The following is a 16,925-nucleotide window of genomic DNA, read 5'->3' as shown; positions in this document are numbered from 1 at the left end:
CTCAGGCCGACAACCTCACTTCCAGCCGCTCGATCACCTGCTGTAGATCCCCCGGCGGCACCGGCGGGCTGAAGTAATAGCCCTGCCCGATGTGGCAGCCGTGCGCCAGCAGCCAGTTCATCTGCTCACGCGTTTCCACGCCCTCGGCTACGATCTTCATCTTCAGCGCATTGCCCATTGCCACGATGGCCTGGGTCAGCTTTTCCGCGTTCGGATCTTGCAGCATGCTGTGGGTGAAGGACTGGTCGATCTTGAGGCATTGCAGCGGCAGCTGGCGCAGGTAGCTCAGCGAGGAAAAGCCGGTGCCGAAGTCGTCGAGCGAGGTCGAAATGCCGCTGTCGTTCAGGGCGCGCAGCACGTTGCGGGTTTCGGCCAGCTGGCGCATGAAACAGGATTCCGTGACCTCGATTTCCAGCGCCTCCGGCGGCACCCGGTATTCGGCGAGCAGCCCGGTCAGATAGGGAACCAGGTTGGGCGAGAGGATGTCGGCGATCGACAGGTTGATCGCGATTGGCAGCTTGGGCAAGCCGTCGCTGTGGCGCTGGGCCTGTTCGGCGATGGCGTTGCGCATGACCCAGCGGTCGATGCGGATGATCTGGTCGCTGTGCTCGGCGATCGGGATGAAGGCGCTGGGACTGTTCTCGCCACGGGTCGGATGGTTCCAGCGCACCAGCGCTTCCAGGCCGACGGCCTTGCGGCTGATGAGGTCGACCTTGGGCTGGAACACCAGCGACAACTGGTTGCGCTCGATGGCCTCGTCGAGGTCGCGCTCGAGCAGGTAGTAATCGCGCTGGCTGGCGGCCATCGCCAGCTCGAACACGACACTGCGGCTGCGTCCCAGGGACTTGGCCTGGTACAGGGCCAGGTCGGCGTGGCGCAGCAGTTCGCTGACGCTGCGGCCGTGGGCCGGCGGGATGGCGATGCCGATCGAAATGCCGAGCCGGAATTGCTGGCCCTTGATATCGAAGGGCGTGGCGACCGCCTGGTGCAGGCGCTCGGCCAGGGTCAGCGCGGTGGCCGCGTTCGGGTGCGGGATCTGCAGCAGCAGCATGAACTCGTCGCCGCCCAGGCGCGCCAGCAGGTCGAATTCGCGCATCACCGCTTTCAGGCGCAAGCTCAATTGCTGCAGTACCAGGTCGCCCGTTTCATGGCCGTAGGTGTCATTGATCTTTTTGAAGTGATCGAGGTCGAGCAGCATCAGGGCCGTGTTGTACTGGCCGTCCTCGAGGCGGCGCGCGACCTCGTCTTCCATGGCACGCCGGTTGTAGAGGCCGGTCAGGTGGTCGTGGTGGGCGCGCCAGTGCAGGGTTTCCTGCATCTTGCGGTTCATCTGCAGCTTGTTCACTTCGCTCAGGATGCGCAGCAGGTTCTGCAGCGCGTCGGCCTCGGCCTGTTGCCAGGGCGCCGAGTGGCCGCGCACCGATTGCTGCCACTTCGTGAATGAGCGGCGCGGCTCCAGCCGTACCCGGCCGTCCGGCAGGGACACGAGGTGCTTGACCGGTTCGCCGCCCCAGTGCACCTGCTGCACCACTTCCTCGCGCGCCAGGAAACAAAAAATGATGTCCTCGTCGTGGCGCTGCGCCAGCAGCAGGCCGGCCGCCTCCGGCAGGAACATCAGCGCGCGCTTTTTCGAGGTCAGCAGCTCGTCCCACATGCGCACCGCCGGCCCCTGGTCCTGCAAGCCGAGCCGGGCGCCGACCTCGTCGAGAATCTGGTGGGTGCCGCCCTCGCGCCGGCCCGGCCCGCCGACACAGGCGAGCGTCCCGATACGTACGCCCAGGGTGCTGGCATTGAAGGCCGCGAGCAGGCGCGGCAGCCAGAGCTCGAGCACGGTCGTGATGTCGCCATCCTGGATCAGGGCCTGGTGCAAGCCGTTCAGCAAACGGTCCAGGCGCAGGCGGTGGCCGACCGCTTCCAGGTGGGACAGCGCCTCGATGCGCATGTTCGCGATTTCCGCCAGCAGTTCGGCGATCTGGCGCATGCCGTCGCGGATCTGGTGCGGCGGCGTGCGCGGCGCGTGGTGGTGGCAGGCGATCAGGCCCCAGAGCTTGCCGTCGCAGACGATGGACAGGGTCAAGGTGGCGCGCACGCCCATGTTGCGCAGGTAGGCCAGGTGCACCTCGGACAGGCCGCGCAGCATGCAATGGCTCTGGTCGAGCGCTTCGCCGTTCGGCAGCAGCGGCGGCACCAGGCCATCCATCGCTGCCTCGACGTCGGCCAGCACGCGCAAGGTATTGGTGAGATACAGCCGGCGCGCCTGGCTGGGAATGTCGGAAGCGGGAAAACGCAGGCCCAGGTATTTCTGCTGGTACCCGCTTGCAGTGTGCTCGGCCACCACCTCCCCGCTGCCGTCGGACAGGAAACGGTAGATCATCACGCGGTCGAAGGCGCTGACTTCCCGGATCACCCTGACGCTGTCGCGGAAGAAGGCATCGAGGTCCTCGGAGCGGCGCAGGCGGCCGATGACGCCGGCGAAGTCGGCGAAGACCTGGTTCTGGCGCTGCTGCTCGTCCGGGCTGGCGAGCATGGGCAGCCATTCGATGATCGCCCACTCGCCGCGGCGGTGGCCCAGGCATTCCCACTGCGGGGAGACCGGGCCCGCGAGCTCTTCCTGCGGCTGGGTCAGCTCAAAACGCGGACGCCAGGGCAGCTGCACCGGACGCGATGCCGGCAGGGAGTCGAGATCGAGCGCCTGGGTGTCGTCCGCAGTGGCCACCCATTCCGACAGTGGCCTGGAGAGCGGCGCCGCGGCATCGGCCAGGCCGGGCCAGTGGCGCATGATGCCGGCCGAGACCTGCACGATGCAGCCGCTCGCCACCTCCACCACCATCAGGAAGCCGTAAGCCTGCACCGTACCCAGCAGGTGAATCGCTTCCTGGGCACAGGTTTTTTCCAGTTCGGCCGGGATGGTGTCGTCACGTCCACCGGGGCTCATGCTCTGCCTCTCCTTCGATGCGGACATGCAGATATCGACGCCGATCCAGATTCAGACTCGTATCCTGCGCGTTGGTTCCGCAGTCAGTGCATTGACGATGTAGTTATGCAACACCGAGATGAGAGGCTCAGGACAATGCCGCTTAATTGGGCTATAGTAATGCATTGAAGCAATTTGTCTTTCTAGTTAGACAACTACATGCTGCGGCAATCCGAAAGCATTGCGTGGCGCCCCTCACCGATATTGCGCATTGGCGCACCCACATTTTCTCCCGCCTGCTGTCGATCGTGCTGGTCCTCGGCGTCGGCACGGCCATTCCCAGCATCGTGTTGGCCGCAGAGGAAGGCCTGTGGGCCCTGATCGCGGTCGACCTGGTCGCCATCGGCTGGCTGCTCGCCGTGTGGCGCCTGCGCAATTGGACGTATCACACCCGCGTCCTCCACTTCATCGCGATCGTCTTCCTCGTATCGACCGGGATGATCGTCAACGTCGGTCCGGTCGCCCAGATCTACATGATCGGGCCACCCGTGTTCGCGGCCGTCCTGCTGGGAAGACGTCAGGCACTGAGCGCGCTCGGGATCAGTACCGTGCTGATCCTGCTGCTGAGCCTGGAGGGCGAGCTCAAGACGGGACACGCCGCCGCCGGCGCTGCGCTGCTGCCGTCCTGGACCATCGCACTCAATTTCTTCTTCATCGGCGCCCTGATCACGGTGTCGTGCAGCACGCTGCTGCAAAAGCTGGAGTCCTCGCTCGGCCACCTGCATGGCGTGGCGCAGTCGCTGGAAGAAGGCAAGGATGCGCTGCACAGCCTGAATGCGGAACTGCGCCTCACCGCCGCCGCCGTCGCCCAGCTCAACGACATGGTGCTGATCGCGGGAACCGACGGTACGCCCGAGGTTCCCTGGCCGATCATCTTCGCCAACGACGCTTTTGTCCGCCGTACCGGTTTTGCGCGCGAAGCGGTGCTCGGACGCAGCATGCTGATGTTCAGCGGCGCCGGTTCCGACCCGGCCGTGGTGGCCGGCCTGGTCGAGGCCATGGGGCGCGGCGAGACGGCCAGCGCCGAAGTCCTGACCTATACCGCCAGCGGCGCGCCCGCCTGGACCGAGATCGAGATCGTCCCCTTCCGCGACGAGGCCGGCGTTCACACGCACTGGGTCGTCGTCGCGCGGGACATCGGCGAACGCAAGAAGGCGGCCACCGCCATCCACCGGCTCGCCTATTACGACGTGCTGACCGAGCTGCCGAACCGGCGCTATTTGCTCGAACGCCTGGACGCGCTGCTGCTGGAAGCGCAGTCCGGCCAGGGCTGGGGCGCCGTCGTCTTCATCGACCTCGACCATTTTAAATACGTCAACGACGCGCGCGGCCATGCGACCGGCGACGCCCTGCTGCGCACCGTCGCGGCGCGCCTGTCGACCCTGATGCAGGAAGAGAAAGGCGATTCGGTGGCCCGCATCGGCGGCGACGAATTCGTCGTCCTGCTGCCGCGCATCGGCCACGACCACGAAAGCGCGCGCCAGGCCGCCCTGCTGCATGCCGAGCGCCTGCGCGACGCCTTATCAAACGCGGTGGAGGTGGACGGCAACCGCTACAACGCCTCGGCCAGCCTGGGCGTGACCCTGCTGCCGCATCCGGGCCAGAGCGCCGCCGACCTGCTGCGCGAAGCCGACACCGCCATGTACCACGCCAAGGCGCGCGGCCGCAACGGCGTGGCCCTGTTCGAAGCATCGATGCGCACCGAATCCGAACAGCGCCTGACGCTCGAGCGCGATCTGGCCGGCGCCATTGAACGCGGCGAATTGCAGATGCACCTGCAGCTGCAGTGCGATATCGACGGCACGCCGACCGGCGCCGAGATGCTGATGCGCTGGCAGCGCGCCGACGGCCGCTTCGTGCCGCCGGACGTGTTCATCCCGATCGCCGAAGCCAGCGGCCTGATCGTGCCGCTGGGCGAATGGGCCCTGCACCAGGCCTGCCTGTCCTGGCTGCGCCTGAACGAGGCGGGCTACCCGCTGCCGCTGTCGGTGAACGTCAGTCCGATGCAGTTCAGCCAAACCGATTTCGTGGCCCAGGTGCGCGCCGTGCTGGAGCAGACCGGCGTGCCGGCCGGCCAGCTGATCCTGGAACTGACCGAAGGCCTCCTGATCAAGGACCGCGAAGCCACCATCGCGCGCATGCATGCGCTGGCCGCGATCGGCATCCGTTTCTCGATCGACGACTTCGGCACCGGCTACTCGAACCTGGGCTACCTGAAACGCATGCCGCTCTACGAGCTGAAGATCGATAAAAGTTTTATCCGCGATACGCCGGACGATGCCGACGGCGCCGCCATCGTGCGCTCCATCCTCGCCATGGCCGCCCACCTGCGCCTGCGCGTGGTCGCCGAGGGCGTCGAGACGCGCACCCAGGCCGACTTCCTCAGCGCCAACGGCTGCCCGACCATGCAGGGCTATCTGTTCGCGCGGCCGCAGCCTTTGGCGCAGGTGATCGCCGCCCTGCAGGACGCCACTTCAACACACCAGGCTTGAACATCGGCGCATCTGGCACATACTGAACGTTCCACCTCTTGACGGGAGCGAATCATGAGCGCGCAGCAGAATGAGCAGAATGTCGAGCTGGTCCGGCAAGCCTACGCCGCCTACGGGCGCGGCGACGTCGCCGGCGTGCTGGCCCGCATGTCGCCGGACATCGAATGGGAAATTCCCGACGTCCCCGCCCTTCCCTTCACCGGCAAGCGCCACGGCACCGAGCAGGTTGCCGAGTACTTCCGGCTGGCTTCGGAAGTGATGGGAGTACGCGCCTTCGTGCCGCAGGAATTCATCGCGCAAGGCGACAAGGTCATCGTGCTCGGCCACGGCTCCTGGACCGCCCTGGCGACCGGCCAGGATTTCGAGAGCGACTGGGTGGACGTGTTCACGGTCCGCGACGGGCGCATCGCGGCCTTCCGCGAATTCATGGATGCGCACGTCGCCGTGGAGGCCTTCCAGTGCTATCCGCTGGGGGCGGGATCGAGAGTGGCGGCCGATCCGGTACCGCATTGAGTCCTAGCGCAGCACCTGCAGCTTGGTCTTCTGTCCCTTGCGATAGGTGTACAGCGTCAGCGCCGCATTTTTCAAATCGCCCTTCGGATCGAAGGCGATGTGGCCGGTGACGCCGTCGTACTGGATGGCGGCCAGGGCCGGCAGGAATTTCGCCGGCTCGCTCGAGTTCGCCGTTTGCATGGCTTTCGCGAACACCATCACGGCGTCGTACGCGTAAGGCGCATAGGTCTGCAGCGGCATCTTGTAGCGCTGCTGGTAGCGCTGGACGAAGGCCTGCATGCCGGCTTCCTGCGGACCTTCGACCCCTCCCGCGACGACGCAGAACACCTTGTCGTCGACCAGGGCGTCGCCCGCCAGTTGCGGCATCTTCTCGGAGCAGACGCCGTCGCCCGACACCAATTTCGCGCGCAGGCCGAGCGCCTTCATCTGCTTGAGCATCGGGCCGGCCACCGCGTCCATGCCGCCATAGAAGATCACGTCCGGATCGCGTGCGCGGATCTGGGTCAGGATGGCATTGAAATCGGTTGCCTTGTCGTTGGTGAACTGGCGGCTGACGACGCTCGCCCCTGCCCCGCCGGCTTTTACTCCCTTCACGAATTCGTCGGCCAGGCCCTGACCGAAGGCGGTGCGGTCGTCGATCACGGCGATCTTCTTCGCCTTCAGGGTGTTCATCGAATAGCTCGCCAGCGTGCGCCCGACCATGTTGTCGTTGGCGACCACGCGGAAAGCGGTCTTGAAGCCTTGATGGGTGTAGAGCGGCGTGGTCGCGGCCGGGGAAATCTGCGGGATGCCGGCGTTGGCATAGATCTTCGAGGCCGGCACCGTCGTGCCCGAATTCAGGTGGCCGACCACGGCCGCCACCTTGGCATCGACCAGCTTCTGGGCGACGGCGGCGCCGGTCTTCGGATCGGCCGCGTCGTCTTCCGGCTGCAGCACCCACTGTACCTTGCGGCCGCCGAGCACGATGCCTTTCGCATTGAGTTCGTCGATTGCCATGCGAGCGCCGTTTTCGATGTCCTTGCCCTGGTGGGCGCCGGTACCCGAGAGCGGGGACGCGGTCCCGATTTTTACTTGCAGGGGTTTGGCGGCGGGTTGGGCGTGGATGGGCGCCGCGGCAAGCGCGAGCACGGCGGCAAGGATGGCAGGCTGATGCATGGCGAATGTTTTCATGAACGGTGCGCTCGATTGTACTGCCGAGCCGGCTGATGTCCGATTCGTTAATCCGAAGCAAACGCTCCTTCGACCCATCTTTTCGGCCGTTCGTCACATGGCCCGGGTCTTCTACCTGCTCATCCGCTACGCTCCTGCATCTGAAACGACATCGATCATCTTCTCTCTGGAGGCAGGCATGGCAGTCAGGAACCTTGCAGTCGCAGCATTCGTCGTCGGCAGTCTGTTGTCGCACCAAGCCTTCGCGGTACCGGATGCCTCCTTGAACAGTGCCGCACGCCAGGAAGTCGTGCAGACGCTGGCAACCAAACTGAAAGCCAACTATGTCCTGCCCGATGTGGCGGAACGGGTCGCCGCCGCCATCGTCAAGAAGAACGCCGACGGCGGCTATGCCGCGGCAACGAGCGCGCAGGCCTTCAGTGCCGCACTCTCGAAGGATCTGCGCGAGCTGAGCAAGGACAAGCATTTCCGCACCGACCATGACGAGCGCTTTCGCGAACGGAGCGATGACGGTTTCCCGACCCGGGCGGAAATGGAAGCAATCCGTGACCGGATGGCGCAGCGGGGTTATGGCATCGAGAAAGTGGAACGCCTGATGGGCAATGTCGGGTATATCGATCTGCGCGGCTTTGGGCCGACCGAATTCGTCGGCCCCGCCTATACCGCCGCCATCAGCCTGCTGTCAGGAACGGACGCGCTGATCCTCGACCTGCGCCGCAATGGCGGCGGGCGTCCGGCCAGCGTCGCCTACCTGATGAGCCATTTCTTCCCGATGGGCGACGAGCGCCACCTGAACGACCTCTATGACCGGCCGACCAACACCACCCAGCAATACTGGACCAACCCCGCGATCACGCAACGCTACGACAAACCCGTCTACGTGCTGACCTCGGCCCGTACCTTCTCCGGCGGCGAGGAATGCGCCTACGATTTTCAAACGCAGAAACGGGCGACCCTCGTCGGCGAAACCACGGGTGGCGGCGCCAACCCGGTCGGCCCTTAGAGCATTGGACATGGCATCGTCGTCGCCATCCCACGGGGGCAGGCGATCAATCCGGTCACCAAGACCAGCTGGGAGCAGGTCGGCGTGAAACCGGATATCGCGGTGCCGGCCGCACAGGCCCAGCAGACGGCGCACGTGGCTATCCTGAAGCAGCTGATTGCCACGAACAAGGACGAGGGCTTGCGTGACAGCCTGCAGCGGGCGCTGGCGATGGTGGAAAAGGGGGAGAGCGAGCCGGCGGTGTATACGCTCAGGCAGTGAATCGACAAAACGCCAACCCTCGGGTTGGCGTTTCTTATTCAGCGGAGCAAGCGTACCGCCCGTTATGTATCATCCAGCCCTCAATCTGCGGTTGCGGCTTCTGCAGAGCAAAGCGAGATCGTAGATTAAGGCAGAGTTCGTGTCTGAATATCAGACCTGACACCGGGCTTCGGACCCGGACCACGCACGCAATCTACACACTTGCCTCCTTCGTATTCAGTGCGCCCTAGTCACGGCGAAAGTACTGATCAAGGTATCGACAAACGTGGTGACCTTCTTTCCTTTCGCTAACTTTATTTCTATATCATCTGCGAAAGGAATAATACTAGACATTATTTCCTCCGACCCAAGCCCGTCGATACAACTTAATGCTATTACCTCGGCTGCTCGCAGCACGGCTGGAGACACGATCCATTCGAATGGAGGTTCCGTTCTAAACAACAAAGTTCGAATATCGCTGGCATTCGAAATGGGCAAGAATAAAGGCTCAAGAAATTTATCAAAGAATTCCTCCATCATAAGCGGCCAGCTTTCTGGTTCTTTAGGGTTTGGGATCACATAGACTGCCGGCCATCGCAGAGCGCGTCCAGCATCGAAAAGAGTCCAGCACGGAGAGTGGAGGAGGAAAGAACTTTCTTGGAGTGAGCTGCTTAAAAACGGGCGTATTACCGGTAGGTTCTCCTTCAAAAAATTTTTCGCACAAATGCTTTCCACACCCACGTGAACCGCATATGCCTTCGCGGTTGGCTTATATTCCAATGACAAAAAGTGCTCAATATCACTATTTTCCCCAATACGTCTGAACCATAAGTCTTTTTTCCCTTTTAGCACTGATGCCATAGGCTCATAGCCTTTGGTTTTTAATATTTCGCAAATTCCTGATGCTACATTCATAATTCACTTTCTGTATTGACTAGTCACAGATGCGGGGGTTTAGTCAATGCCGGAAAAACTCCCGCCTCCTTAAGCTTATCTAGTAATGTTGCTGATCGGAAGACCGATTGAACTTTCGTTCCAAAGTCAACACCTCGGTACATAATGCCATCGAATTCTATGCCTCGTGTTGTAACCGCGCCGTTTTTAATCACGCCCACATCGAAGGTCACTTGCTTCTCATTAAGCTTAAGTGGACCGTACAATGCTGATTTTATCTCTACTCCAAATGTGTTTTTTGAAACTGGATTTAGCACTACAAGATCATAACGTCTGGTATACTCTAGTCCTTTTGTCGTCGCTACAACTTCGCGACCCAAAACGATAAACCCCTGCGATACCAACTCATCCTCGACAATTGCGACTGCTTCATTGCCGCGTAGATTAGGACCGACACCCGAACGGTCATAAAATTCTTTAGGCCTCCCAGCGGTAGATGACTCTACCGTTCCGCAATTCATCCGGCTTAAACCAGCACAGATATCCTTAGGTTCGCTTGCGCTGCGCCCGTCTGGATCTAAAAATTTGAAAGGATTATTTTTTGCGTAGTTGTAGCGGTTGAAACTGCTTCCCGTGTTCGCATCTGTCACCACCGGGTCGATGCTCAAGAATCGTCCACCCGACATACGTTTGTCGTAGGCGAACCGATTTCCCTAGACCCTTCAAGGACTTGGCGCAGGGTTTTGCTGGCGGATTGTGCGTAAAGAGCGAATTTTTCCCTAGACGCGATTTTGGCTCGCGCACGCGCGCGCGACAAGCTGTTTTTTGCCTGTTTATTAATGGCCCGACTTGGCCGTTGGGGTTGGGTTTGCGTGGATTTCGTCTGACTGACGGCGAAGCGCGGCGGCAAGCGACGCAGGAGCGCGCCCTGTGCGCCTGACTGGCTTCACCCCGTATGGTGGACTGCGCGCAGCGCCTGGACAAAACCATGCGCCGGAGGCGCACGCATTGGCCTGGCAGACCCGCAGGGGCGCAAGACATAACGCCTATTCTGTCAACCCACAGGGCGCGCAGCGATCGGCCCACCGAACGCAGCGCAGCGTAGTGAATGGGCCGATTTGACAGAATGCCGCGTTATGTTAAAGCGCGCGGCACGCGCGATTTACCCCGGAGGGGCTGTGCCTTTGCGTGGTTGTTTTCCGACTGACGGCGAAGCGCGGCGGCAAGCGAGGAACGAGCGCGCTTTGTGGGCCTGACCAGGGTTCTACGCCTGCTCGCCGGCGCATGGGTCGTGCAGACGGGCCGGATGGGTCGCCTCATGCACCTGCTTGAGCTTGACGATCGCCACCCGCGTGTAGATCTCCGTCGTGCCCAGGTTGGCGTGCCCGAGCAGCGCCTGGATGAAGCGGACATCGGCGCCGTTCTCCAGCATGTGGGTGGCGCAGGCGTGACGGAACAGGTGGCACGAACTGTTTCTGACTCCGCTCGTTCAACCACTCTAAAATTTCTAGAATGCGCCGAAAAAAAAGACGATCGAACTGACAAGACAACCTAAAAACGCTCCCAGCGAAAATGTTTTTTGAGCAGCCGTCTTAAACGGCAAAAACCGAAACCCCCCAAAGAAATACACTGAAAAAACAAAAATTGCCAACAAAAACCAATTGCTCCACAGCCAATATCCAACCACGCCAAAAGCCAACGAAGATGCTAATGCCAAGATAGCGTAATAACAGGACCGCCAGTTTCTAACCAAAGCCATTTTATTCTCACTCTCCAAGGATACCCCCACTAATCAAACTCTCGGCCATGCCGTTACCTTGTTCGACAGCGCGAACTGTATCGCCTATCACAGCCGCAGGACCCAAACCCGTAATAATTCCTGTGGCTGCTCTGGCAGAAATATAGGCTTTCCCAGCACCATTACTGTTTTCAGTTAAAACTTTACCGGCCACATCCCGAGCGCCTTGATCAACTTCACGCTTAAATGCGGGATCGTTTCTGTATCGCGATACAAAATCATCAACACGCTTGCTTTCCTCGTTCCATTTTTTCTTTTCCTCAGGACCCAAAACACCAATTCCGCGCGCCACGAATCTAATGCTATTACCTGCGCCAGTGAATACAGACCAGATCCCTTGCAACGCAGCTACCGCATTTTCACTATTTGTGCACGTTTGTTCAGCACATCTTTGTGTCGTGATTCTTGTTTCCTCATAGATCTTTCTGGCTTCTTCTCTGGCCCTACGCCTGTCCTCGGGCGTAATCTCGCGCTGTTCCTCTTTCCTACCATCAGGATCAATAAATTTAAATGGATTGTTTATCGCATACGCATACCGATTGAAGCTGGATCCAGTATTCGCATCCGTCACCACCGGATCAATGCTCAAAAACCTCCCCGCCACCGGATCATAATACCGCTGCTGCATGTACGTCAGCCCCGTATCGGCATCGTTCACATGCCCTGTGAAACCAATCGTCGGCGTCGCCCCGCTGGCAACGTAGCCATAAGGCTCGTAGCGCGATTGGCTGACGGGGTTGCCGTTGCCGTCGGTGCGCGCCACCGGACTGCCCAGGCCGTCCGTGTGGATGAAGGTGACGCGGCTCAGGTCTTCGGTGACCGTGACCGGGCTACTGGCGCCTGGGCCAAACCATTGGACACCATCCTGCACCATCCCCCATTGCATGGTGTAGTCGCCTGGCGCCGGTGCCGTTACGGGGAAGTTGAAGGTATATTGCTGGCCTGGCGCGACCGGCGTCGCAACAGCAACCCGGCCCAGACCCCAGATCTGGTTATCGTGCGGGTTCTGCGATCCCAGGTTGTAATTCGCGCCCGGTGCCCACGTTGTGGTGCCGCTGTTTCGCATCGTCACCGCGACGTTATAGCTCTGCCTGGTCTGCATGCGCGCCGGAACATTGACACTTACAACCTGCGCGTCGTTGTAGGGCGCCGTGACATTGACCGATACCGCATTGGTGCTTACTCCGAACGAACCGTAGCGCTCGCGCTGCATCCCCCATTGGGAAATGTAAGCGCCAGCAGTTGCCGGCGCCGTGACCGGAAACGTGAAGGTGACGCTTTCGCCCGGTCGGACTTCTGCCACCGGTAAAGGCACCCGGTTAAAGCCCCATGTTGTGTTGTTATGCGGGCCTTGTGCCATCAAGGTGTATTCAAGCGCGCGCGACCACGTCGATTCACCATTGTTGTACATGGTGACCGACACGTCATAACGCTGGCCGGTCTGCATTTCCGTGGTTTGGTAATGGCTGACGTAGCTTGCGTTGTTGATCGGATCCCGTACAGTTACCGTCACCGCTGTGCTGGGCACGCCGAACCACTCGACACCGTCCTGCACCATCCTCCACTGGAACGTGTAGGTACCCGGTGTCGATGGTGCCCTGACCTGGAAACGGAACGTCGGTGAACTGTCAGGTGGGACGATTCCCGGCAATTCGACACGACCAATCCCCCAGTAATCGCCGCCTATCACACCGAGCCTATAGTTCCCCCATGAATTCCACTCAAGGGTGCCGGTGTTCTTCATCATGACCCACACGTCATAGACCTGATTGGTGATCATGGTCCGTGGCACATCCTGAATCACGCCGCGCGCGTCATTAAAAGGCGGGGCATCCTCGTCCGGAGGCGGCGGCGCACGCATCATGGTCGCGTTATCCGTTACCGTCTGGGCATACGTATCGCTGACCGGCGCAGCCCAAGAGATGAGCAGTGCCAGCATCACCCACACCAGGTAAGTTTTGGCAGACAGTTGAACTGCTTGAGCGAAGCGAAGGACGGCCATCATTTCTGCTCCGCGATGACGTGGTTGTTCAGGTAGATGTACTTGGTACCGCTTCCATCGGGCGGACCGGAATACAGCAGCTGGCCCGCCTTCGTATAGATCTGCAGGGTGTTGACTTGGTCGGTGCCAACGGTACTGACGCGGTGACCCAGCCCGTCATAGGCATAGCTTGCCCGCCCATCGGCGGCGGTCAGCCGGTTCCCCTGGTCGAAGCGGTAGGTCTGCGCGCCACGCTGCGTGACATTGCCCTGGTCGTCGTAGGCATAGGCGAAGTTGAAATTGGCCGGTCCGCCGGAAGTACTGTCGAGGCGGTTCGTGGTCGAATTGAAAGCGTGGGTGAGCGTACGCGCATTGGCGCCTGCGCTGATCGAGGTCGAGACCAGGTTATCGATCGCATCGTAGGTATAGACGGCCGTGCCCCACAGGCTTGGTGCCGACACGTTGCGCAAGCGGTCCAGGTCGTCGTACGTCATCGTGCGGCTTGCGAGCTGCTGCTGGCGATCGTCGATTTGCGTGACGTTGCCATTGGCGTCGTACACATAGAACTCGTTCAGTACGCCCGTATCGATCGCCTGTTTGGGCAGGCCGCGTGAATACTGCTGCAGCTCGCGGCGAATGCCGTTCGCATAGACGAAACCCGCCACTGCACCGTTGGGATGGTATTGGATATCGGTGGCGTAGCCGCCGATCCGGCGCGCTTCGCCGAGCGCATTCGGGTTGTAGTTGAGCGTCAGGTCGAATGGGTACGCGAGCTGCGCAAGCGAACCGTTGGCATCGTAGCTGCGGCCTATGCGATACGTGTTTCCGCCATACGCCAGCGTCTCGCCGGTATTCAGGCGCCGCTTGTTATATGCATAGGTCCAGACCGACCCGCCGGACGAGATGGTGTCCGGCAGCCCATCGGCCGTATACGTACGGGTAATGGCGGGACTGCCGTCGCCATACGTAGTGCTCTTCAGGCGGTTGCGTTCGTCGTAGCCAAATGTCGTCCGTTTCGCCAATGGCACTGCTGCGTCATCGCACGCAATGGCCGCAGCAAGCGACAGGCCCGATGCGCGGCAGACCACATTGTTCGCGGCATCGTAGCCCTGGAGCGTCGCCCCAGTTTCCGGCTCGGCCGTCTTCGTCAGTCTTTGGTAACGGTCATATTGATAGCTGCGTGTGAGGCTCTTTCCTGCGCCGCTGCGCGTAATCGACAAGGGCTTGTCGAACAAATCCCGTCCAATCGTGACCAGGACGCCTTCGGGCGCCGTGATCCGGGTGACGGCGTCTTCCGATGGCTGGTCGAAGGCCTGGAATTCATACGTGGTCGAATGAGTCAATGCATCCGTCTGGGTCTTGCGGAATACAGCGGGGTCATACCAGACGGTCGAACGAAGCAGGCCGAGCTCGCTGTCGGTTTCGGTAAAGACCAGGCGGCCGAGCGCATCGTAGCCGCGGCGTACGCCCTGGGGAGTCCCGCCGTACGAGCGAACCGAATACGAATCGAAGGTGCTTCTACCGTCGGCGTCGTACTGGTGCATGACGAGCCGCTCGGTTGCGGGCCGGTTATCGTTGTCCCAGCGTACCGAATAGACTGGCCGCCAGAAGGCATCGAAATAATTGGCTTCGATGCCGGCGCCAGTTGTGACGGTTTGGCGCCAATGGCCAGCAGGCAGATCGAATTCAGGCATCCAGACTTGCTCGAAGACCAGGGTCGTTGGCTTCCAGGTGACGGGGTCGCCGCCCGGATAGGAGATGGACGCAAAGCGGCCCATGGCGTCGTAGCCGAAATCGGTTCTCGCGCCCGTCGGATCGACGGTCCAGTCGATCCCGCCCAGATTGTTAATTGAAGCACTGGTCGTTTTGCCGTCGGCGAAAGAAACATTCTGAGGAATGCCGCGGCGGTAGTTGGTATATGTCGTTTCATAGCCGCGGCCATCTTTTTCACCGGCGACATTTCCGTCAGCGTGATAGGTGAAAGTTTTCTCCGGCAAGGTGAAGCGAGAGATGGATTCGAGGTTGGCTGTCGCGCCGTTGTAGCCATTGCGCACGATCTCCGTGCCTGGCGTCGTACTCGTTTCCGTCACTGTCGCAATCTGCCCAAGTACCCATCTCGACAGGTTGTTGTCGTAGGTGGTCACTTCGGTGCGGGATGTACCCTGGCTGCTTGACTTCACGACTGTCGTAGGCTGGGCATAAGCATTGAAGGCAGTCGCTTGCCACAGGAACGTGGTTGACTGCTGAGCGATCTCACGGCGGTTGACTTCATACACCCTCGCCGCCATCTCGCCGTCACCGCGCCGCTGGTCGCTCGTGCCACGTGGCGAAACGGGCTGTGTGTACTGGGTGGACGTTCGCCGAAGCAGTCCCTGAATGGCATCGATATGCTCGACCGCCTGTACTTGCCCTTCGTCTTGCATGAAGACGGTGCCAAAAATATGCCGCGTAACGTGGCCATCCGGACCACGTACCTCTACCTGCTTGGATCCATTCTGCCCGTTCCATGGAGCCCAGCCTGGCGCGGGAGCGGGATAGGTCGTAACCCATTCCATCGCAGGCAATCCCGGGCCGGTAATGGTCTTCTTTGTCAATGCGAAGGTATCGAATTGGTTCGGCTGATAAGGTACTGCCGCATAGGGATCGAGATATTCACGACAATCCCGTGGCACACCGACCCGTGCATGCCTGACTGGATTCAGAACGAATTCGCCACGCGCGCCAGAAGGGTGGGTCGCCGTGCCCGTTAGCGTGAAGCGATTGACCATCCCCGGCTCTTCACAATTACCGTCGCCAAGGTAATCGATGCCGGTGGCCAGCTTTTCGAGCTCGGCCAACTGCCAGGTCGAGTTATCTGGCATGGTGACGGTCGTAAGTGGTCCGCGCCCATCCGAACCGCCATAGCGATAGGTCCAAGTGCGGGTTCCGTCCGACACCGAGCTAACGAGTCGAGATGTTGTCGATCCAGGTGTCAGATAGCTAAAGGTGATCTGACGTGGCGTCCCGCTTTCATCATTACTGACAATGCGTTGTAACTGCCATTTATTGACGGTGTCATATGTGTAGGTGACCGAGTTACCGAAGCGATCAGTTATCTTCGTTGGAAGGATCCATACTTCCTTTCTTGCCAGTGCGTTACCACCGATCGCCATCGGCGTCACGTCGTCTCCGCCAATGCGACTCACCGACAAGGAGCTCGAAGTGGATTCCCTCAAGCTGAGCTCAGGGGCCGCGCTTGCTTTCGTGAGATTCGGCAAATCTCGGCTGACCATCCAGTCGAATTGATATTCAGTGCCGTCCGGGGAAACCGCAACAAAAGCTTGTCCTGTTTCTCCGTTACGTGGATCCATCGAGGCAAGGCAACGGATTTGCCAATTGTTGCGGGTAACGATGGGATAACTATTGCCAAGCGGAGCAATGGTGTTGGTGGGCGAGCGCCTCAACAGCTCCTGGTCACCGATACCTGGGACATACAAAAAACTGCCCTGCCAGAATTCAGTACCGTTCCATCCAGACAGCGAACCGTAACTGCCGCTTTCATACGCTGGTTCACTGAAATTCGAACAGCGCTCATTGACATCCCTGGACGCAGGAACCCAACCCCGGAATTTTGAATAAACACCGTGCAGGTGAGGAATTTCAAGATCCCAGGCCCCAAACAATCCGTTTTTCGAATCTTGGCCAGCAATCAGACGACGTCCGACAGAAACCGGCAGGCGACTATTCCCCGGAAGACTAACGTCGGTCTGGACAAACTCGAGCGCCCCTGTGTAAAGGCTGACCTTATCCCCGAACAAGGAAGGGCCTAAGGTTGTTACCTGCCTCGATGACTTAAAAAGCTTGTTTAGATCGGTGTACAT

General features: G+C 60.5%; 11 protein-coding genes. 4 read left to right on the top strand and 7 right to left on the bottom strand.

The window, feature by feature from the left end:
• Nucleotide 1: 1 nt before the first annotated feature.
• Complete coding sequence (locus tag C2862_RS10635; RefSeq protein ID WP_168710040.1) at nt 2–2,935, bottom strand: EAL domain-containing protein; 2,934 nt, start codon at nt 2,933–2,935, stop codon at nt 2–4.
• A gap of 224 nt (nt 2,936–3,159) precedes the next feature.
• Here C2862_RS10635 and C2862_RS10630 point away from each other — a divergent pair, with 224 nt between their 5' ends.
• Both C2862_RS10630 and C2862_RS10625 read left to right on the top strand, forming a co-directional pair.
• Nucleotides 3,160–5,466 (top strand): bifunctional diguanylate cyclase/phosphodiesterase, encoded by a 2,307-nt coding sequence (locus C2862_RS10630; protein WP_136220089.1) that lies wholly within the window; start codon nt 3,160–3,162, stop codon nt 5,464–5,466.
• A 54-nt stretch (nt 5,467–5,520) separates the two neighbouring features.
• The gene (locus tag C2862_RS10625) at nt 5,521–5,979 is read left to right on the top strand and encodes a nuclear transport factor 2 family protein (RefSeq protein ID WP_136220088.1); all 459 of its coding nucleotides are present in this window, start codon (nt 5,521–5,523) and stop codon (nt 5,977–5,979) included.
• A gap of 3 nt (nt 5,980–5,982) precedes the next feature.
• Here C2862_RS10625 and C2862_RS10620 read toward each other — a convergent pair whose 3' ends face one another.
• On the bottom strand, nt 5,983–7,149 hold the full coding sequence (locus C2862_RS10620; RefSeq protein ID WP_229467374.1) for a branched-chain amino acid ABC transporter substrate-binding protein: 1,167 nt from the start codon (nt 7,147–7,149) through the stop codon (nt 5,983–5,985).
• Between C2862_RS10620 and C2862_RS10615 the strand changes: the two genes are divergently transcribed.
• Together C2862_RS10615 and C2862_RS25230 are read left to right on the top strand one after the other, a co-directional pair.
• Nucleotides 7,148–8,152, top strand: a complete 1,005-nt coding sequence (locus tag C2862_RS10615; protein WP_168710039.1) for a S41 family peptidase — start codon at nt 7,148–7,150, stop codon at nt 8,150–8,152. The genes C2862_RS10620 and C2862_RS10615 overlap by 2 nt on opposite strands.
• An 84-nt stretch (nt 8,153–8,236) precedes the next feature.
• On the top strand, nt 8,237–8,413 hold the full coding sequence (locus tag C2862_RS25230; protein ID WP_168710038.1) for a hypothetical protein: 177 nt from the start codon (nt 8,237–8,239) through the stop codon (nt 8,411–8,413).
• A 216-nt stretch (nt 8,414–8,629) separates the two neighbouring features.
• On the opposite strand, the gene C2862_RS10610 is transcribed toward C2862_RS25230, so the two are convergent.
• From C2862_RS10610 to C2862_RS10590, 5 genes are all read right to left on the bottom strand, one after another.
• Complete coding sequence (locus C2862_RS10610) at nt 8,630–9,307, bottom strand: hypothetical protein (RefSeq protein ID WP_136220086.1); 678 nt, start codon at nt 9,305–9,307, stop codon at nt 8,630–8,632.
• Nucleotides 9,308–9,330: 23 nt separating this feature from the next.
• Nucleotides 9,331–9,954, bottom strand: coding sequence for a hypothetical protein (locus tag C2862_RS10605; protein ID WP_210735948.1), 624 nt, complete (start codon nt 9,952–9,954; stop codon nt 9,331–9,333).
• Between the two features lie 596 nt (nt 9,955–10,550).
• A complete protein-coding gene (locus C2862_RS10600; protein WP_136220084.1) occupies nt 10,551–10,745 on the bottom strand; it encodes a tyrosine-type recombinase/integrase in 195 nt (64 codons plus the stop codon).
• 307 nt (nt 10,746–11,052) lie between these two features.
• The gene (locus tag C2862_RS10595) at nt 11,053–13,089 is read right to left on the bottom strand and encodes an NBR1-Ig-like domain-containing protein (RefSeq protein ID WP_136220083.1); all 2,037 of its coding nucleotides are present in this window, start codon (nt 13,087–13,089) and stop codon (nt 11,053–11,055) included.
• A complete protein-coding gene (locus C2862_RS10590) occupies nt 13,086–16,925 on the bottom strand; it encodes an RHS repeat domain-containing protein (RefSeq protein ID WP_136220082.1) in 3,840 nt (1,279 codons plus the stop codon). The genes C2862_RS10595 and C2862_RS10590 overlap by 4 nt, the downstream gene beginning before the upstream one ends.

This window comes from Massilia sp. Mn16-1_5, assembly GCF_004798585.1.
Classification (GTDB): Bacteria; Pseudomonadota; Gammaproteobacteria; order Burkholderiales; family Burkholderiaceae_D; genus Telluria.
Note: the sequence above shows the minus strand (reverse complement) of the source record. Positions and strands in the feature narration are given on the sequence as shown.

What these genes read in the sequence shown, in the direction of transcription:
- C2862_RS10635 (WP_168710040.1), bottom strand. Translation starts at nt 2,935, where the DNA reads ATGAGCCCCGGTGGACGTGACGACACCATCCCGGCCGAACTGGAAAAA.
- C2862_RS10625 (WP_136220088.1), top strand. Translation starts at nt 5,521, where the DNA reads ATGAGCGCGCAGCAGAATGAGCAGAATGTCGAGCTGGTCCGGCAAGCC.
- C2862_RS10615 (WP_168710039.1), top strand. Translation starts at nt 7,148, where the DNA reads ATGAACGGTGCGCTCGATTGTACTGCCGAGCCGGCTGATGTCCGATTC.
- C2862_RS10620 (WP_229467374.1), bottom strand. Translation starts at nt 7,149, where the DNA reads ATGAAAACATTCGCCATGCATCAGCCTGCCATCCTTGCCGCCGTGCTC.
- C2862_RS10610 (WP_136220086.1), bottom strand. Translation starts at nt 9,307, where the DNA reads ATGAATGTAGCATCAGGAATTTGCGAAATATTAAAAACCAAAGGCTAT.
- C2862_RS10595 (WP_136220083.1), bottom strand. Translation starts at nt 13,089, where the DNA reads ATGATGGCCGTCCTTCGCTTCGCTCAAGCAGTTCAACTGTCTGCCAAA.
- C2862_RS10590 (WP_136220082.1), bottom strand. Translation starts at nt 16,925, where the DNA reads ATGTACACCGATCTAAACAAGCTTTTTAAGTCATCGAGGCAGGTAACA.